The sequence below is a fragment of the Porphyromonas cangingivalis genome, from assembly GCF_900638305.1.
Taxonomy (GTDB): Bacteria; Bacteroidota; Bacteroidia; order Bacteroidales; family Porphyromonadaceae; genus Porphyromonas_A; species Porphyromonas_A cangingivalis.
Window position 1 is genome coordinate 1,030,222 of sequence record NZ_LR134506.1, and the last position, 19,725, is coordinate 1,049,946.

General features: G+C 49.2%; 12 protein-coding genes. 4 read left to right on the plus strand and 8 right to left on the minus strand.

Annotated features, from left to right (window positions below; genetic code table 11):
* Positions 1-2 precede the first annotated feature (2 nt).
* The 4 genes from EL262_RS04325 to EL262_RS04340 all read left to right on the plus strand — a co-directional run bounded on the left by EL262_RS04325 (position 3) and on the right by EL262_RS04340 (position 5,663).
* A complete protein-coding gene (locus tag EL262_RS04325) occupies positions 3-2,030 on the plus strand; it encodes a transketolase family protein (RefSeq protein ID WP_078735566.1) in 2,028 nt (675 codons plus the stop codon).
* Between the two features lie 32 nt (positions 2,031-2,062).
* Complete coding sequence (gene rpiB, locus EL262_RS04330; RefSeq protein WP_025837177.1) at positions 2,063-2,500, plus strand: ribose 5-phosphate isomerase B; 438 nt, start codon at positions 2,063-2,065, stop codon at positions 2,498-2,500.
* 139 nt (positions 2,501-2,639) lie between these two features.
* Positions 2,640-4,655: a M3 family metallopeptidase gene (locus EL262_RS04335; protein WP_036853377.1), complete on the plus strand. Its 2,016-nt coding sequence runs from the start codon at positions 2,640-2,642 to the stop codon at positions 4,653-4,655.
* Between the two features lie 39 nt (positions 4,656-4,694).
* A complete protein-coding gene (locus EL262_RS04340) occupies positions 4,695-5,663 on the plus strand; it encodes a calcium/sodium antiporter (protein ID WP_025837174.1) in 969 nt (322 codons plus the stop codon).
* A gap of 420 nt (positions 5,664-6,083) precedes the next feature.
* Here EL262_RS04340 and EL262_RS04345 read toward each other — a convergent pair whose 3' ends face one another.
* From EL262_RS04345 to EL262_RS04380, 8 genes are all read right to left on the minus strand, one after another.
* Positions 6,084-7,472, minus strand: coding sequence for a TlpA family protein disulfide reductase (locus EL262_RS04345; RefSeq protein WP_234983413.1), 1,389 nt, complete (start codon positions 7,470-7,472; stop codon positions 6,084-6,086).
* 6 nt (positions 7,473-7,478) lie between these two features.
* Positions 7,479-8,873 carry a RagB/SusD family nutrient uptake outer membrane protein gene (locus EL262_RS04350; protein ID WP_036852668.1) on the minus strand — a complete coding sequence of 465 codons (1,395 nt, stop codon included), beginning with the start codon at positions 8,871-8,873 and terminating at the stop codon, positions 7,479-7,481.
* 13 nt (positions 8,874-8,886) lie between these two features.
* On the minus strand, positions 8,887-12,366 hold the full coding sequence (locus tag EL262_RS04355; protein ID WP_078735567.1) for a SusC/RagA family TonB-linked outer membrane protein: 3,480 nt from the start codon (positions 12,364-12,366) through the stop codon (positions 8,887-8,889).
* Positions 12,367-12,718: 352 nt separating this feature from the next.
* Positions 12,719-14,017, minus strand: a complete 1,299-nt coding sequence (locus tag EL262_RS04360) for a sensor histidine kinase (RefSeq protein ID WP_025837171.1) — start codon at positions 14,015-14,017, stop codon at positions 12,719-12,721.
* Positions 14,018-14,053: 36 nt separating this feature from the next.
* Complete coding sequence (locus EL262_RS04365) at positions 14,054-15,409, minus strand: sigma-54-dependent transcriptional regulator (protein ID WP_025837170.1); 1,356 nt, start codon at positions 15,407-15,409, stop codon at positions 14,054-14,056.
* 133 nt (positions 15,410-15,542) lie between these two features.
* The gene (locus tag EL262_RS04370) at positions 15,543-16,982 is read right to left on the minus strand and encodes a TolC family protein (RefSeq protein ID WP_234394670.1); all 1,440 of its coding nucleotides are present in this window, start codon (positions 16,980-16,982) and stop codon (positions 15,543-15,545) included.
* A gap of 55 nt (positions 16,983-17,037) precedes the next feature.
* The gene (locus EL262_RS04375; protein WP_159442722.1) at positions 17,038-18,288 is read right to left on the minus strand and encodes an ABC transporter permease; all 1,251 of its coding nucleotides are present in this window, start codon (positions 18,286-18,288) and stop codon (positions 17,038-17,040) included.
* Between the two features lie 8 nt (positions 18,289-18,296).
* Positions 18,297-19,589, minus strand: a complete 1,293-nt coding sequence (locus tag EL262_RS04380; protein WP_025837163.1) for an ABC transporter permease — start codon at positions 19,587-19,589, stop codon at positions 18,297-18,299.
* Positions 19,590-19,725: the final 136 nt, after the last annotated feature.

The window sequence follows — 19,725 nt, forward strand, 5'->3', positions numbered from 1 at the left end:
TTATGGATAAGAAACAACTAAGTCTAAGAGCAGCGGACAACATCCGAATACTTGCTCTTTCGATGGTGGAAAAGGCTAAATCAGGTCACCCCGGTGGTGCAATGGGCGGTGCAGACTTTGCACAAGTACTCTTCGGAGAATACATGGTATTTGATCCCGAATGCCCCGAATGGTTTGCCAGAGACCGATTCTTCTTAGACCCGGGACATATGTCTCCTATGTTGTACGCTACTCTATCCATGCACGGTAAGTACAGTATGGAAGACCTCAAGAACTTCCGTCAGTGGGAGAGTGTCACCCCGGGGCACCCCGAGCGTGATGTCCGAAGAGGGGTCGAAAACACATCGGGTCCTCTCGGTCAAGGTCACACTTACGCAGTAGGTGCAGCGATCGCTGCGAAGAAGATGGAGGCAAAGTTCGGCAAGATCATGCGCCAACGTATCTTCGCGTTTATCTCCGATGGCGGTGTTCAAGAAGAGATCTCACAGGGTGCAGGCCGGATAGCCGGTCATTTGGGATTGGATAACCTCGTGATATTCTACGATGCCAACAACATCCAACTCTCTACAACAGTGGACGAGGTCACTTCGGAAGATGTGGCGATGAAGTACAAGGCATGGGGCTGGGAGGTCATCGAAATCAATGGTAACGACCACGAACAGATCCGTAAGGCTCTCGACAAAGCTATTGCCGTGAAAGGTAAGCCTACACTCATCATCGGTAAGACCCTCATGGGTAAGGGAGCCATGGATGCAGACGGAAAGTCCTTCGAAAACAAGGTCTCTACCCACGGTCAGCCTCTATCGGCAGCCGGTGCTTGCACGGCAACTTCGATCAAGGGGATGGGGGGCAATCCCGACAATCCGTTCGTCATCTTCGACGACGTGAAGAAGATGTATGCTGACCGCCAAAAGGCTCTCAAAGAGGAGTGCAAGGCTTGGGGAAAGGAGTATCAGGCTTGGAGAAAAGCTAATGCGACTCTTGCCGACGAGTTGGATACCTGGTTGTCGGACAAAGCTCCAAAAGTGGACTGGAAGGGTATCGTACAGAAGCCTAACCAAGCGACACGTGCAGCCTCGGCAACAGTCCTTGGTTACTTGGCTCAGCAAGTGCCCAATATGGTGGTATCAAGTGCCGATCTCTCAAACTCTGACAAGACTGACGGATTCCTCAAACACACATCCGTCATCACACGTAACAACTTTGGCGGGGGCTTCCTCCAAGCCGGTGTGAGCGAGTTCACGATGGCTTGTCTATGTATCGGTATGGCTCTTCACGGAGGTATCATTGCTGCCTGTGGTACGTTCTTTGTGTTCTCTGACTATATCAAGCCGGCCGCTCGTATGGCGGCTCTCATGGAAGTACCTGTGAAGTTTGTATGGACACACGATGCCTTCCGTGTAGGTGAGGATGGTCCCACACACGAGCCTGTCGAACAAGAAGCTCAGATCCGTCTACTCGAAAAGCTCAAAAATCACTCGGGCGACAACTCACTCCTTGCCCTCCGTCCTGCAGATGTCCATGAGACAACAGTGGCTTGGCAGTTGGCAATGGAGAACACCAAGACACCTACTGCACTCATCCTTTCTCGTCAAAACATCGATGACCTGCCCGCGAATACGTACAGCAAGGCGAAGAGAGTGGCAAAGGGAGCTTATGTCGTACGTGAGGTCGAAAATCCTGATGTGGTCTTGCTGGCAAGTGGTTCGGAAGTATCTACACTCGTAGCGGGGGCTGACCTTCTTGCGAAAAAGAAGATCAAAGCTCAGATCGTGTCTGTGCCTTCGGAAGGTCTATTCCGCAGACAGAGTGCAAAATATCAATCTGCAGTACTTCCCGAAGGCGTGCTTAGATTTGGACTTACTGCGGGACTTCCTGTGACACTCGAAGGGCTCGTGGCAGGGCAAGGCAGTATTTGGGGCTTGGAGTCGTTCGGATTCTCTGCGCCTTACAAGGTGCTTGATGAAAAACTTGGTTTCACTCCCGAAAACGTAGTAAAACAAGTGACCAAACTACTTAAAAAGAAATAATAAGCTCACAAAACATTATGAGTAACAAAGAGATAAAGACCATAGGCATCGCTTGTGATCACGCAGGCTACGAACTCAAAGAGACGATCATCGCCCACCTAAAAAACAAAGGTTACGAGGTCGTCAACTTCGGGACAGACAGCACTGAGAGTGCAGACTATCCGGACTTCGCCCACCCTCTCGGAGAGGCGGTAAGTGGTGGTAAGGTAGACCGAGGTATCTCGATCTGTGGTTCGGGCAACGGTATATCCATGGTGCTCAACAAGTATGATGCCGTTCGTGCGGCCTTATGCTGGGACGATGAGATCGTCGCCTTGGCTCGTCAGCACAATGATGCCAATGTCCTTTCTCTTCCTGCAAGATTTATACCACAAGACAAAGCTCTCAAAATGGTGGATATCTTCCTTGATACTGATTTTGAGGGTGGTCGCCACCAACGGAGAGTAGATAAGATAGCACCGAAGAGATAAAATTTTGGAAGACTTGTCGTCTCAAGTCCCAAACGACAAGCAACAAAAGGATACAAAATGAGTGCTATCACACTCTTCTTCGTCACAAGAAGTAGTTGGTAGCACTCATCTTTCGTAAAGTTCCACAAACAACGTTTTTATGACAATGATATACCCTGACTTTCAGAACAGAGATGCCGAATACCTATCTCGTGTCATTCGAGAAGAGATAGAGAAGCACAGGGCAGAGATAAAAGAGATCAAAGCCATTCCCATCGAAAAGGCTACGTTCACAAACACAGTACTGGCGCTCGAGGAGTCGGGCAAAGAGCTTGATCTGCACACATCAGTCTTCTTTAACCTCCTTCACTGCGATGCGGATGATGACTTCATGCGTATCTCTGAGGAGCTTACCCCTCTGCTATCCGACCTCAACAACGAGATCAGCATGGACATAGACCTTGCTAAGAATATCGAACGAGTCTACACCAATGAGTTCGATAACCTCACCGGGATAGACAAGCGACTTCTTCAACGTACCTATGAGGGATACAGAGACAGGGGGGCATTCCTCGAAGAAGAGAAGCGTGAGGAACTGAAAAGCCTGAGAAAAGAGCTGAGCCTCACGACACTGAAGTTCGGACAAAATGTCCTCAAAGAGCAAAACGACTATACCCTCATGATCACTGAGCGCTCGATCATCTCAAGACTGCCTTCTTCAGCTATCGAAGTGGCGGAAGAGAAGGCCAAAGAAAAGGGTCTTGATGGCTATCTCTTTGACTTCAGTTTTCCGTCATATATGGCTATCATGAAGTATTGTGACAGCAGGGAGATCAGAGAGCAGATGTACCGAGATCGTCAGCGACTCTGCTTCGATGCAGACAAAGAGACGGACAATATCACTATCGTCTTCAAGATCGTGGAACTAAGAAAGCAGATAGCAAGCCTCTTGGGCTATCAGACTTATGCCGACTATGTCCTCAAAGAGCGTATGGCGAAGACAAAGGAAAATGTCCTCAAGATGCTGGATGACCTTTACGATGCGTACATCGGACTTGCTCGAGAGGAGGTCAAGACAGTGGAGGAGTTCGCTCATCGTGCAACATACGCCCCTCTTCCTCAAGGACAAACGCTTATGCCATGGGATTGGAGCTATTATGCTGAGCAATACAAGGTGGAGACCCTGCACTATGACGAAGAAGAGACTCGCCCCTACTTTGCTCTTGACAAGGTGATGAAAGCCATGCTTTCACTTGCCGAAGAACTCTACGACATCTCATTCATGCCAAATGACACACTGACCAAGTACCACAAGGATGTAGATATCTACGAAGTCAAAAGTCGTGATGGAGCAGACGTCGGGATACTGATGACGGACTTCTTCCCACGAAAAGGCAAACAGTCAGGAGCTTGGATGACCAACTATGTCGAGGCCTATGGAGACATAAGACCTGTCGTCAGTCTCGTTATGAACTTCACTCCACCGACATCGGGCACACCATCTCTCCTGACTTTTGACGAAGCGACAACACTCTTCCACGAGTTCGGCCACGGTCTCCACGGCCTGCTCACCAAGGTCAAGTACGCTTCTCTCAGTGGCACAAACGTAGTCAGGGATTTTGTCGAACTCCCCTCTCAGATCATGGAGAACTGGATGCGTAGCCCGGAGTTTGTCAAGAGTTTTGCGACACATTACATCACAGACGAACCGATCTCAGACGAACTTCTATCTGCCATCGAACGCAACGCCCTCTTCCTCGAAGGGTATGCTTGCATCCGTCAGCTCAATTTCGGGTATCTCGACATGGCGTGGCACATGGGCAAATCAGAAGAGTTGGAGACGAGAGACATCGAGCTCCTCGAAACTACCGTAGGCGAACGCACTGCGTTGATGCCACGAGTACCGGGAGGTTGTATCAGCACCTCATTCTCTCACATCTTCAACGGAGGCTATGCTGTTGGCTATTATGGCTACAAATGGGCTGAGATCCTCGATGCCGATGCCTTTGAGGAGTTTGCGACCCACGGTCTCAAGGACAAGGCTACAGCCGCACGCTTCAAAACGTTTATCCTCGAACAAGGAGACTCCGAAGATGCAGACCTTCTATACAAGCGTTTCAAAGGCAAAGACGCCACCGTGACAGCACTGAAAAGAAGATCAGGCCTCAAGATATAAGGAAAAACAATAACCCTCACAAATAATGTATATATGATAATAGACATCTTACTCGTCATTGTCGGAGCCGTGCTCATCCTTGCAGGAGCAAACTTCCTGACAGATGGAGCATCCGCAATCGCCACAAGGTTCAACATCTCACAGATGGTCATCGGGCTTACCATAGTTGCGTTCGGGACCTCGGCACCCGAACTCACCGTGAGTGTCCTCTCCGGTCTCAGTGGCAATGGGGGGATGGCTGTCGGTAACGTCATCGGCAGCAATATCTTCAACATCCTTGCCATCCTTGGACTCACCGCCATCATCACCCCTCTCCCCATCGGTCGCACCTCTCGCAACATCGAGATACCGATGGCGATACTCACTGCCCTTGTACTGATTTTCGTAATCGGAGATATATTTATCGATGGCAAAGGAGAAGCTGAGCTCACACGCTCCGAGGGGGCTACACTTCTCACATTCGGACTACTTTTTCTCCTCTACACGCTCTATATGGCAAGTAAGGGGAAAGGCAGTGCAGAGGAGAGCTCCTCTCCCACCAAGCCTATCAAGACCTGGCTCTCTGTCATCTATGTCATCGGCGGACTTGTAGGACTGGTCTACGGAGGGCGACTATTCGTGGACTCTGCATCTGAGATAGCCCGGACACTCGGTGTGAGCGAGACACTCATAGGTCTGACCCTCGTGTCGTGGGGGACATCACTTCCCGAGCTTGCCACCTCGATTGTCGCAGCATTCAAGAAAAACGCAGACATTGCCATAGGGAACGTGGTCGGAAGCAACATCTTCAACATCTTCCTTGTCCTCGGCTTCACCGGATTGGTACACAATCAGACCGGCCTGACATTCTCTTTCGTCGACCTGGGTGTACAGCTCTTGGCACCGCTCCTCCTATTCTTGTTTGCAAGGGTTCTATCCACCGGTACTTTATCTCGCAAAGAAGGGGTATTCCTCTTCCTCATCTTTGTGGCATACAACTGGTATCTCATCTCCGGAGCAGTCGCATAGGATCATATAGAACCAAGCAATCAAGACCACAAAGTCTCTGTCCGACAATCGTCGGATAGAGACTTTGTTTTTGGGGGCTCCGTGACCGAAATCCAAGCCTCCAATCATATGCCCTCTCAAACATTTGGGCATGACGCTCCACGCACAAACCAGTCCATGAAACAAAGGTAGAAGAGTCGAAAAAAAGTCGTTAAGATCGATATCTCTCCTTTAACGACTTTCGAAATCAATCTTAACGACTTTTTCAGCCCCCTCCTTAAAAGTAGGATGCACTCCGACATTGAGCTCTCCATCACATAGGAGATCTTACCCTCAAAGACGTGGCTTCGTACATCTCTCGTGCGTAACGAAAAAAGAGGGTGTGCCAAAATCTTCTTTTGACACACCCTCTCATATCATCGGGATTACGCTAAGCACGGATCACTTCGCAAGCCATGTATCGATGAGACCTACGATAGCCTCTTCCGATGGTCTGGGTGCATGGGCATCGATGATCCTGAAATCCTTGTCGATGAGGATGAAACGTGGGATGAAATCAACGGCCCAGTCCGTATGCAGGACGGCATCGGTGGTATGATACTGTGGCAGCTCCTTCTTATGCTCGGCGAGAAAGTCCCGCCAGACTTGCGCCTTGGTATCGGTTCCGATGGGGACAAAGACAATATCCTTGCCTTCGTACCTCTTGGCAAGAGCTTCAAAGAGAGGGGCTTCTTTCAGACAAGGTCCACACCATGTAGCCCATAGGTCGACATAGATGAGACGACCCTTGAAGTCTGAGAGCTTTCGGGGATTACCCTCTATGTCCGTCATCTCAATATCAATGGCAGGCTCTCCCGCAAATAGCTTAGTAGCTTTCTTTATCGAGTATTTGAGTTCGCTGGCAAAGGGTTCGTACTTGACGGTCGAGACAAATGTCATAGCATCCCGAGCAAGCTCTTCGGAGATATGCCCCTTGAGACGAGAAGAGTATGCGACGACCTCGTAAAAGTCCGAAATCTGCTCAGGGATCTGTACGCCCTCGAACCAAAGGCTGTGTAGCACCGTATCTTGATGGTGCTTCAAGACATCACGAACGGTCGCCACATCCAGATACTTGGCATTGGTGATCTCACCAAAACGCTCCCTCATCTCTTCGGCAAGAGATTCCGAATGCTTCTGCCACACTTCGGCAAAGAGCTTCTGTGCATCAGGACCGGTATAGGTATTGGCATACATCGGATAGTAGATGTAAGAGTTGATCACATCCGCTTTGATGCGTGCAGACTCAAGCTCTTTGAACTCGTCACTCACTCCCGAGAGCGTATCGAGGACACTCATACGAACTCGTGCAAGGCTATCGACGACAGCCTTGGTCTTCTCAAAAGAGTCCACAATATTGCGCCCCCCATCGAGGAAGGAACCCCTCTTGGGGAGTACGCGTCCCTTGAGATAGTTGTTCGCCTCTGCTCCTCTGCCTGTAAATGTCGCTTCGTCCGCCTTCGCAAAGATCTTCACCTCAAGATCGTCACCAGGGGTGAGATAGAGTATGTTGCGACCGATACTGTAATAAGAGGGAGCATCGATGGTAAGGACAGTATCGACATAGCCTTGAGCATCGAGATGGAGCGTGACATCTCTACTTGTCCCTATCTGAGAAGTAGCACCATTGTATCTCAACTCGACTTGGTCAGCCCCAAGATCGATTATCTGCCCTCTGAGATGGACGGTATTCTGGGTGACTTGGTCTTTATTTTGGGAAGAGCAACCCGCAGTAATGCCCGAAAGACCGAGCAACAGAGCGAGAGCTCCATAGTAAAATTTCATATTCATATTGATTTATCTTTTGTTAGGGATCATATCAGGATTGAACTGCAACACAATCGGAGGGATCGGAAGGATGTACTTGGGATCGTTTGGCTCGATAGTGTATGTCTCATCGGCGACGATATGAGTGACGGTCTTTGCAAACCTCGGATCTCTGTTGAGACGCTTCAAGTCTATCAAGCGAATACAACCGGTAAAAGGTAGTTCTCTCCGTCTCTCATCAAGCACCAGCTTGAGAGCCTCGTCACTCGTCGATGCGACAAGCGGTGTGTGCTCCAGGATGCGATGGTCTCTGAGATGATTGAGGTATCTCAAAGCCTCATCCTTGGCACCCAATCGTGCTTCAGCCTCCGCAGCGATCAGGTACATTTCGGGGGTGGTCACTGCCAGATTCACCCTGACATATGGCACCCAAAGATCATGATCAAGAGAGAGATTTGAGATCTTACGTGCAAAGTAAATCAAGAATCTTTTGTCCTTCTGCTTGTCATACATATTGACAAGATCTTCGGATCCGTAGATCTGGGCAGTAAGACCATAAGCACGAGGAGCCATACGGATGTAGATATTCTCAGGATTTGCAGTCAATTCAGGGACATTGTTACGACCGGCAAAGCGTTTGGGGTTGATAACCTCATAGCGTTTGAGATCCAGTAATTCGGGGTGCTTCTCAAGAGCAAGCTTTGCATTCTTAAGAGCTGAGGCATAATCCCCCTTATAGAGATACATCCTTGCAAGCAGACCATGACCTGCACTCTTGGAGGCTCTGAAAGCATTCCCCACCGGCCTCTCGGGGAGAGACTTCAATGCTTCAACAAGGTCTTGCTCGATACGGTCATAGACTTCTTGTACCGATGCCCTCTTGAGATTGGTCTTCTCGATACCCTTATCCAAGACAAGAGGCACCCCGGGATCGGTATTTGCCGTCGCAGGATCGTAGTGGTTCGCATACATGTTTACAAGCGTCAGATACTCCAATGCTCGTCCCAAAAGGGCCTCTGCCTTTATCTCCATCTTCTTCTGCTGTGTACCTTCGGATGTGCCCATTATGTCTTCAATGACGACATTGTAAGTATAGATCCTATTGTATGAGAAGGCCCATAATCTATCTTCTTCACTCTCTCCGAAGGTCTCCTTATCAAACCGGTACAACCTCAACAAAGGCACCTTGAGCCCTTTGACACCACCTATCAGTGGATCCTTCTCGGGTACGAATGCATCATCAGTCATGAAGTTTGGATATATCTCCGAAGTCTTTTGAATCTGCTCATAGTTGAGGAGCTGTTCGTAGTCCTCCGTAGTCTCGGGTATAACCTTTCCCTTGGGCTTCAGCCCCAAAAAGCCATCACACGAGGAAAGCAAAAACATTGCTGCACAAAGAGATAGTGTATATGATATTATTTTCATAGTTCAAAGTGTATTAAAAATTGAGAGATAACCCAAGAGTATATGTCGTAGGAGTCGGCAAAGTAAGAAGGCCTCTACCGTACAGCCCTGTGCCGTATGCTTCCGGATCGACATCCCCATTGGCAGCCCACCACCATGGATTGCTTACCTGACAAGTCAATGTAGCTGACTGAAGTGACAACTTCTTCAACCACTCTTTAGGGATATTGTAGCTCACAGAGACATCCCTAAGTTTGATATAATCAGCCTTCTTGACATGAATGTCTGCAGAGTACCACGAAAGAGCCTGCTGGGGTGTCATGCCGATACTTTGCTTGAATCCTGGCGTGACATCGCTCTTGGTCTCATCACCGGGTCGGGTCCACATATTGAGGATCTTCTTATTGATATTTGTACTTGGTGCTCCGGGCAGATAGTCCGCAACGACATCACGCATGACATGACCACCGTAGTAAACGAACATAAATGAAAGATCAAAATCCCCTATCGTGAAGACATTCCTCAAAGAACTTGTGACCTTCGGATCACGGGTACCTGAGTATACGAGCTCCGAAATAGAAGAAACATCACTGACCTTGTTGCCTTGTCCGTCATACACGAGGACACTGCCATCCTTATCACTCAGACCGGCATAACGATAGCTGAACAAACTGTTGACAGGGTATCCTATCGCTTCGACATTGCGCGATGTATAAGTAAATACATTGTCCTTTGTACCGGATAGGTTTGTGAGCTTATTGTCGTTATAGCTTAGGATGAGATTAGATGTCCAAGAGAAGTTCTTACGCTTGAGCAATGTAGCTTGGAGAGACAGCTCCATACCCTTATTGACCATGGATCCATAGTTGAGGGTCAGGGTCTGCCATCCGAGTGTAGGATCGGCACTCTTCTCTCCCAAAAGGTCTGTCGTGGACTTATAATAGAAGTCAACGCTACCGCTTAACCTCGAATTTAAGAATGCAAAGTCGATACCAAGGTTGTTCGAAGTCGTCTTCTCCCACCTCAATCCGGCGTTGGGAGGACTAACGATGCGTGAGCCGAACTCATTGGACCAAACATTGAGACCTTGGCTCTGCACATTCAGATAAGGACCAACGTTTTTAGGGATATTCCCTCCTACCCCTGAAGTCAGACGGAGGTTCAACTGATCGATCCAGTCGATATCCTTCATGAAGCCTTCGTTGCCAAGATACCAGCTGGCACCCAAAGACCACAACGGACGATACTGTAGCTTAGGATCGGTACCGAAAAGATTTGACTGGTCGATGCGCAAACTACCTGTCACAGAGTATCTGTTGTCGTAAGTGTAAGAGCCGTTGGCATAGAACGAAATAAACCTATCTTCGTTGTGTATCAGATGTGCAAAGTCTTCATATTTCAAAGAGAACGAACCGGACAGAGACTCGGTGTTCTTCAGTTCGCGGAAGACAATGGGATTGATGGGCTTGGTGGCGAGACTGCTATCATCATAGCCGAAATAGAGATTATTCGAAACTGTGGTACGTATCAACCTACGCTCCGCACCTCCCAACATTGTCACATTATGTTTGCCAAACTCTCTACTGAAATTGACCTGTGATCTCATCGTGTATGAGAACGACTTGGAGTATCTCTCTCGAAGTTGCCCCCCGGTAGGTACGTTGTGAACAAGTTTTTTATCCTTAGCATTATACTGAGCGGCATCGTTGATCATATTGCGTACATAGTACGAGTTCGGGCTATAGTACTGACGATCCTTGATGTCTATATTCTCACTCTGATACTTCAAGTCGAGACTCAATCCCTCTGCGAGCTTGAACCTCATACCCGAGTGGAGACGGAAGTAATTCTCCGCATTGACATAATTTTGTTGCGAACGATTACTTATCGGATAAAACGTCTCGTCAAGCAGACCGATGGACTTCAGCCTGTCGATCTCGTATCGGGACTTAGCCAGTGGCACCTCTATCTCATTCCCTTCATGATCACGAAGAGCGTAGTAGCTGGGGGTCCTGAGCAAAAAGTCTGAGTAGTTCGAAATACCATTGTCACCTTGATTTCGCACGAAACTACCCGAAACACCGACATCGAGAGTAAACCAATCCGTAAGATCCATATCATTCTTGAGATTGAACCCTATGCGATCCTTGCTCTGAAATCTTTGATTACCATAGTCTCCAAGATAGTTGAGTGAAGCGATGTAACGACTTGACTTGCTACCTCCCGAGAGAGACAGATTGTGTTGGTGTACCAATCCCATGCGAGCAAACTCATCTTCGATCTGTCTGCGGTTGTCTGTATTTCGATACACGTTGAGACCATCTGCCAACTGTGCATCTGTGAGTTCGCCGGCTTTATGCTTGTACAGCAGAGCCGTGACAGGACTGAGCGAACGACGATTGTCTACTTGATCCGGGTGATAAAACTTAAATCCGGCGATCTCCAGATCCACAAGTTCCGAACTATTGAGGAGATTGAGATATGATAGATCCGCCTTGGGGACAAACTTTGCAGACATGTTATAATTCACGGCCAACTTCCCCTCCTTGCCACGCTTTGTGGAGATGACAATCACGCCATTGGCAGCTCTCGCACCGTATATCGAACTCGCAGTAGCATCCTTCAGCACCGTGATGTTCTGTATATCCGTAGGGTTGATGGCATCGAGACTCCCCTGATAAGGCATACCATCTACGATGTAGAGAGGCTTCTGCTCACCATTGATGGTCGTGATACCACGGATGACGATATCATCGGCACCATTGTTTGTCTTATTGATACCCGCTACCAACCCTTCTATACGAGAGAGGACATCGGTATTGAGTTTACCCTTTGTTTGCTTGTCAGAGATGACCGAGTAAGCACCCGTTGCACGCTCCTTGGACAAGGTCTGATACCCCGTCACGACCACCTCTTCGAGGAGGGTATCGTTCGGTCTGAGATCGACATTGACCACCTGCTTTTTAGGATCAGCCTTGATGACCTCACCTCTCATACCGACATAAGAGAAAGAGATGAGTTCACCCGGAGCGACTTCAATCTTATAGTTACCATCGATATCCGTACGCACACCACGAGATGTCCCCGAAACAGACACGGTGGCTCCGATGATTGTCTCTCCTGTATCATCCTTGACGACACCGGACATGACGAACTTACCGCCCTTACCGGCCGATGGTGCAAACACCACGACACCATCCCTTTTGATCTCGTACTTGAACGATGTCTGTTTGCTAAAGTCGTCAAGGACGACACTCAAAAATTCTTGGGTATAGGCCAAACTAACTTTTGCCGAAGACTTCATTACCTGATCATCATAGGTAAACTTGAGTCCCGACTCCTTCTCAAGGATCTCCAATGTTGTTTTGACCGGAGCGTCCTGCACATTTATCGTAACTTTTGCTCCGGTCTGAGCCAGAGCAAGCTGCGTGGTGCAGAGCAGGACAAACATTGCGAAGAAAAGCCGCACAGCCCCTCCGCTCAAAAAGATTTCGCTTTTCAATAGTCTTGTCATTGTTTTTTGTCTTTAGATGAATTACATGAGACCGAAGCACAATCTTTCCTTGACACTTCGGTTCTTTATAGTGGAGTGAAAAACTGATGTTTTCAATACGTTCTATGATAATTTGTTCTTATAGGTCTTCGGTGCTCTTTTCAAAACCACCGGTATAAGTTCGTCCAAGCTTTGACGAACACCCAATTCGGTGAAAAAAGCAAACGGGAATCACTAAAGAAGGCCTCTATAAAACTGGGACTGTGACACAGTTGTTCAAAATTTAGCATCTCCTTGATTTATCCACATGAAGATACTAATAATCATCCAAACAATACCTATCAGCCCCCGAAAATCTCATCATCGCAGAGTCTTATCTGAAAGTGATGACGAAGCGGGTAAGTCCATCGGGATGAGTCTTGAGGGTGTAGTCGCAATGGTGTTGTTTGAGGACTTCTCGGATAAATAGGAGACCGATGCCTTGGCCCGTGGGCTTGGTGGAGAAGAAGGGGCTGAAGATCTTACCCTCGACCTCCTTGTCTATCCCCTTGCCGGTATCGGCAAAAGTAATCGACTTGGTCGCAGTATCTGTGGAGATATAGATATCCCCATCCTCGGCTATACTTTCGACCGCATTTTTGATGATATTGAGGAAGACTTGATCCATGAGACTCGTATCGACGAGGAGAGAGGGGAAGTCCTCGCTCAAGGCATAGTGCAGACGTATGTTGTGTGGATGGCACATAACTTCCATGAAGAGTTTGAGGCTCTCCATACGCTCATTTAGAGACACCGGGGCGAGTTCGGCATCGGGGATCTTGACAACATCGGCAAAGTTGGTGATGAACTTACTCATCGACATACAACGCTCCACACACACGTGCGCTGCCTCCTGGAGATCCTCATCACCCTCCCTTTCAGAGAGTATCTGCCCCATGGTGTCAAGGGTAGAGATGATGACGGCAGTGGTGTTGTTGACCTCGTGAGAGATCATACGGATGACCTTCTCATAGGCTTTCTTCTCCGCCTGACGAAGTTCTTCGGTCAGGCTCTCTATCAAGTAAAACGATCGATAAAACCCTCTGTCGATAAACGTCTCGGCCGTACATTTATAGATCGAACCATCTTGAAGCGTGCGTACCTCTGTGGTGTGAAGAGGTATGGCAGAAAGATCGATGGCTATGATATCCTTGACCGCAAAGAGCTTCTTGCCCATGACCGCATCAGGGTCTTCGAGGCGAAGTATCCGACGTGCTGCGGGATTGAGCTGCTCGATCTCTTGGTCATGATTGAGGACGATGACTCCCATTGGCGAAGCCTTTATGAGGAGGTCGAGGAACTCATTTTGTTCTCTCAGCTTCAGTCTTTCGTTCTTGAGCTCGAACATCATCCGGTTGAAGATGTCCACCACCTTGTCTGCCTCATACTGTCCCACACTACGGAGACGAGAACTAAAATCCTGCTCGTGCAAGAGGTCCATCCCATTATTGATGGTCTGGAGCGGTCTCACCACACGACGGTAGAAGACGACAAGATACAGACAGACCACGATCGCCATGATCTCGGCCATGATCGCCCACTTTATCCCCATACGCATGGCATGGTAGACAAAAAATCCCATGAGAGGCAGGATGAGGATCAGGAGGAATACGAAGTAGTTACGCAGTTTCATCGTCTATTCCTTTAATTTTTGTGTACCATCACGACCCTAAAGCCCATGCTTCTCCATCCGTCGGTAGAGAGCGGCACGACTGATACCAAGAGATTTCGCAGCCTTGGAGAGATTACCGTTGTGCATCTCTATGGCTGCACGTATGGCTCTTGCTTCGAGATCTTCGAGCTTCACATCACGGCTTGCAGGAGGAGACATCTCGACAGGTACGGTCTCCATGATCTGCGCCTCGATATCCTTGGCAGTGATCGAAGTAGTCGGAGAGATCAGTATCGTACGGTCGATGAGGTTTTTGAGTTCGCGTATATTACCCGGGAAGGGAAGACGCTCAAGCAGCTCAAGCGCATCGGAAGCAAAGTTCACCCTCGGTTGCCCGAGAGCCTCGGCCTGTCTGTCTGCAAAGAACTGAGCAAGGAGAGGGATATCCTCCCGACGCTCACGCAGAGCAGGGAGATAGACCTGTATGAGGTTGATACGGTAAAAGAGATCTTCTCGGAAAGTCTTGTCCTGCACCATCTGTGCGAGGTTGGCATTCGTTGCACTCACGACACGCACATCGACCTTACGAGGATGACTGTCTCCGAGGGCTTCGAAAGTCTGATCCTGCAAGACCCTCAACAACTTCACCTGACAAGTAAGATCGAGTTCTCCGATCTCATCCAAGAATATCGTCCCCTTATCCGCCAGTTCGAACCTCCCCACTCTGTCTGCTCCGGCATCGGTGAAAGCTCCCTTCTTATGCCCGAACATTTCACTCTCGAAGAGACTCTGAGAGAGTCCTCCGAGATTGACCTTGACAAAACGGTTTGTCTTACGACGGCTGTTTCGGTGGATGGCTTCGGCTATAAGCTCTTTACCTGTACCGCTTTCGCCGGTGATGAGTACTGAAGCATTGGTATTCGCTATCCTTGCGACGGTCGAGAGGACTTTCGTCAGAGCCTCCGAACGCCCGATGATTCCACCGAAGTCATACCTCTCATCTATTTCCCGACGAGAAGTAGGCACATCGGGGCGGTGTCTGCGCCCTCTCAGATCGAGAGCAGTCTCGACGGACTTGAGTAGCTGGCGGTTGTCCCACGGCTTGGTGATGAAGTCAAAAGCTCCCAACTGCATCCCCTGTACCGCCAAAGAGATGGAGCCCCACGCCGTCATGAGGATCACAGGGACTTGGGGGCAGAAGACCTGCACTTTGCTGAGCAGTTCCAGTCCCTCCGCACCTTTGGTCGATAGCGAGAAATTCATATCCATAAGCATGAGGTCGGGAGACTGAGAGCGTACGAAGTCTATCGCAGCCTCGGGACTGGCGACCGAATGCGTCTCATACCCCGCACGCTTGAGCATGAGGGTGAGCGAAGATCTTACGGCGGCATCGTCATCTATGATCAGTATCATGGTGTTTGTTGCTTTTTACAAAGTTAGCTTTTTTGACGAACGGAGGAGATTCGAGACAAGACTTTCGTACCCCTACCCGACGATGATCGATCAGGGAAGAGGTACGAAAGCGTGGATCGGTCTCTCACAAGACCTAATCTCTGACAAGACGATCGATCTCGGCATCTATGTCCATGCCACGCTCATAGTCAAAGAGCGTGAGACTGCGGAGCTGATAGAGGTAGTACCAATAGAGGTGCATCTCGGAGACATACTTCGCACGAGCATTGTCCTTGGAGAGCTGGGCATCATTGAGATCGAGGGTGTTGATCTTCCCGATCATGAATGACTCCACAGAGGTCTCATAACGTTGGCGGGCTATCTCGTCCGCTTCGCGAGCGATACGGAGCTGTTCGGCTTGGTTATTGTATTGCTGGACGAGGAGGAAGATGTTTTGATTGAAGTCCATCTGAGCCTGTTTGAGACGAGAGTCTATGACATTTCTGTTGGACTCCGCCACCTTGACCTTACCCTTACGTTTATCCCAGTCGAGGAGAGGTATGCGCAGCCCCACCTGTACGACTTGGTTGTCCATCAGCTGTTGATAAGCGGTGCGGAAAGCCTGATCCTGACCGGTATAACCAAACGAGGCAAAGAGGTTGATCTCTCGCCGATCTCCCTTGGCCTTGGCTACCTCATAGTCCGCTTCCAGCTGTCGACGACGGATGTTTTGCGCCAGAGGGTTATTCTCGTGAGCCTTCTGCAAGACATCCTCATAGGTGATGACAGGGTAAGTCATCATCTCAGGTACCACAGCCTCTATATCCTCACTCTCCGAGAGGGAGAGGAAGGATCTCAGGCGAAACATTGCGGCATTGAGGGTCGCCTCCTCCTTTGTCAGTGTCGAAGCAGCTTTGAGGGCAGAGAGTTTGAGCTGGAGGAGCTCGTTCTGAGAGATCTGTCCCATCTCGCGGCGCGCCTCGGCAATCTCTGCGATGCGATCGGCATTCTTTTTATTTTGTCGGGCGATATTGAGGTTTTCTTTGGCCAAAAGTAGCTCGAAGTAATAGGTGATCGTGCGGAGGGTAAGTTGTTCGACATGCTCGATATAAGCCGCCTTGGCCTCCTTATACTTGATCGGCTCTATCTTGCCACGCCATTTGAGATGATTGGTGCCGAAGATAGGTTGCGACAGCGTGATCCCGACAGGCACACTCATGAAGTGACGATTGGCACCGACGGTATTGAGCGGGTCGATGTACTGTAAGGCAGAATTGATTGCCACCTTACCTCCCGTGAGGGGGATGTTCTGTTCGATAGAGAGATCCCCCGACATGCGTAGCAGATTGTTGCGGACAAACTTGTACGACCCATCTTCATTTTGATAGAGATTGAAGCCACGACTATAGTCGGGCAGTGTACCCTTGAGGATCACTTCGGGAAGGAGATCGGCACGATAAGTACGATACTCCCAATAGGAGGTCTTCAGCTGGTTGAGTGCCACAGCGGCATCGACAGACTGTCGTCGTGCCAATTCGATGGCCCGGGGCAAGGTCAACACATCTTGTGCCGACACTTGCAATCCCATGGTCATCAAAAGAATAAAGAAAGTATTAATCAGTCTCGTCATCGTTTCAAAGTTTTGAAGATTATTCGTCTCTTAGGGTCTCCGCAGGAGATACATTCACCGCACGGCGAGCAGGGAACCATACCCCAAAGAGTATCATAATGAGGAGCAATATGAAGGTAATCCCGAGGCCTGCAAAGTACCTCTGCACATCAAGATCCATGAAGTAACTCTCTAAGACTTCCTGCTGAAAGAGAAAGACGAAAAGGATCATCACGGGCACCAAAGCCAGCAATAGGATCATCACTCCCTCAATGAAGAACTTCCCGAGCACCTTATTGGGCATATCACCCAAGGCTATGCGAAGTCCTATCTCTGTCTTGCGCTGCTGGGTCCTGAACCAAAACACCCCCGTGACACCCAAAAAGATGTTGATAAGCAAGAAGAGGATCACAAAGAGCTTTTCTTTGAGTTCATTTTCAGAGCTCTTCTGAAAGGCGTCACGTACCTCGGGCATATAGTCGATGGTGTTGAGGTAATAATTACCGAGGCGTAGCTGTTGGGACATCTCCTTGCGAAAGCGCGTGACGAAGTCTCGGTCTTGTTCAGGCTTGACCCGTACACAGAGTTCGAGCCACTCAGGCACGCTGACAAATCCCTTGTAAGAGTTACTCGTCATAGGGTAGTTGATGTAGTCTGACCATTTGTGATAGTCACCATATCGGACATCTTGAGAGACTGCTCCCACTCGATAACCCACAGAGTCTTCGTCATTGAGGTATATCTTCTTCCCGATACAATCTTCTCCGTCGGGAAATAGATCATCCCTCACGGCGGTCGAGACAACCAGTTCGCCACTCTCGGACACCTGTACCAATTCCTCCGTACTGCCCCTCTCGGCCTTGTACTTGAAGACCTTAAAAAAGTCAGGAGTCGACCTGCGAAAGAGTACTGAGCCCTGTGTCCTTAGCGTATCTCGACAACAGACAATGGAGCTATTTTCGCGGTTGTATGGCCTTGCCATAAAAGAATAACTTGCAGCCTCTATCATCGGGTTGTTTTGGACACGTTCGAGGATGGTTGCCAGGTATCCTATCTGCTCATCCACAGAGAGGTCGGGGATATATGCCTTATGGTCAGCGGTGAGCAGTCCGAGTCTCATCTCATAGGTATGCTCCACATCGAAGCCCAACGGCTTGAGATAATTTTTCACAGTATAGTACACCGTATCTCCTATATACCACAAAAATGCAGAGACGATCATGAGCTCCAGCCACAAGGCTATATTTTGCTTACGCTCATTCCAAAGTATCGTAAATATATGCTTAATCATAAGGCAAATTATTTGGATAGGAGAGATTGGACAATGGGTTGGCGAGAAGTGCGCCATGCAGGATAGAGTGCCGACAGCAGGTTGAGTACCAAGCAGAACAAGATCGCATACACGAAGACCATTGGGCTGAGCAAAGCAAAAGGCGAGATCGATATACCTCCCATCTTACTTGCCATCTCTCGACCTCCATAGATGATGTCGGCAAAAGCGTAAGAGGACACGAACGACAAGAATATCCCTATCAGTCCCCCGAGCAATGTCTGCACAAGGCTCTCCCAGAGGACCTGAGAGAGTAGGTCGCTGCGCTTGGCTCCGAAGGCACGACGCACACCGAGCTCAGAGAGACGCTTGCGCATCCGTGAAGTCGTCATCCCCGAGAGGTTGATGGCAGGCACGATGAGCAGAAGGGCGATGAGGATGGCATACTGCCTCTTGACACTTGCCACATCGGGAGTGACGTTGGCAGCGACACGCTGTAGGAAAGTAAAGTGGTTGTCGGGCTGTTCTCTATAATAAGCTATGTACTCGGGCTGAGCATCATTGTGCTTGACCCTCAAGGTCTCAGCCTCCTCACGTATCTTGTCGAAGTCCTTGGACGACTTGGCCAAGATCAAGACCGAACACACGCCATTGATATTGGAGATGAAATCCGAAGGCAACACCCCCTTATGTATCGGAGTCCAGATCTGGGCATAAGCCGCTGTCGCCAGTGGGGTCACATCCCGCACCACTCCTGAGACGAGGTGTTCGGTAAGGTTGATGACGATGGTCTTCCCTGTGACGGCTGTCGTACCAAAGACCTTGCGTGCGACCGTCTCAGAGATGACGGCACGAGGAAGTCCGGCTTCCACATCGGCTTGGGTAAAAGGCTTTCCGTCGATGAAGGAGAAGTCAAAGATGTCCCAGAAGACCTCATCCACCAACATCTTGTCGAACCTCTGCAAGTCATCACTCCCGACCTGTGTCGTCATGGCATAAGAGTCATAGAAGAACGAGACTATCGAGACCGCTTCGGGGGTCTTGAGGGGCTTGAAGCACTCCTTGGCCAAGGTATAAGAGAGGGCCGCATTGGCAGAGTTGGACTCCTTGGGATCCTCCTTGTGAAGTGCGGTCATAGTCTTGACATAGAGCATACGGTCACGATTGACCTCCGGAGCATAGGGTGCATTTTTCACCTCATGCGCCATGACCATCACCATGATCATACATATCGCAAGGGCAGTCCCCAAGATCGAGATAGTACTCAGGATGGGATTTTCCTTGAGCAGCCGCCATGTCTGTTTGAAGTATATCTTTATCATATCAGTCATAAATTCGTTTTGTTTGTCATCGAAGGAGAGGGCAAAGGGAACCCTTGTCCCTCGGTTGTCTCATACTACCGAAGATTTTCCGATGCCTGACAGAATGTATTCTGTCCCATGTCGGAATACATTCTGT

Coding starts and splice junctions, on each gene's coding strand:
- EL262_RS04325 (WP_078735566.1), top strand. CDS start 3: ATGGATAAGAAACAACTAAGTCTAAGAGCAGCGGACAACATCCGAATA.
- EL262_RS04335 (WP_036853377.1), top strand. CDS start 2,640: ATGACAATGATATACCCTGACTTTCAGAACAGAGATGCCGAATACCTA.
- EL262_RS04345 (WP_234983413.1), bottom strand. CDS start 7,472: ATGAATATGAAATTTTACTATGGAGCTCTCGCTCTGTTGCTCGGTCTT.
- EL262_RS04350 (WP_036852668.1), bottom strand. CDS start 8,873: ATGAAAATAATATCATATACACTATCTCTTTGTGCAGCAATGTTTTTG.
- EL262_RS04355 (WP_078735567.1), bottom strand. CDS start 12,366: ATGACAAGACTATTGAAAAGCGAAATCTTTTTGAGCGGAGGGGCTGTG.
- EL262_RS04360 (WP_025837171.1), bottom strand. CDS start 14,017: ATGAAACTGCGTAACTACTTCGTATTCCTCCTGATCCTCATCCTGCCT.
- EL262_RS04365 (WP_025837170.1), bottom strand. CDS start 15,409: ATGATACTGATCATAGATGACGATGCCGCCGTAAGATCTTCGCTCACC.
- EL262_RS04370 (WP_234394670.1), bottom strand. CDS start 16,982: ATGACCATGGGATTGCAAGTGTCGGCACAAGATGTGTTGACCTTGCCC.
- EL262_RS04375 (WP_159442722.1), bottom strand. CDS start 18,288: ATGATTAAGCATATATTTACGATACTTTGGAATGAGCGTAAGCAAAAT.
- EL262_RS04380 (WP_025837163.1), bottom strand. CDS start 19,589: ATGATAAAGATATACTTCAAACAGACATGGCGGCTGCTCAAGGAAAAT.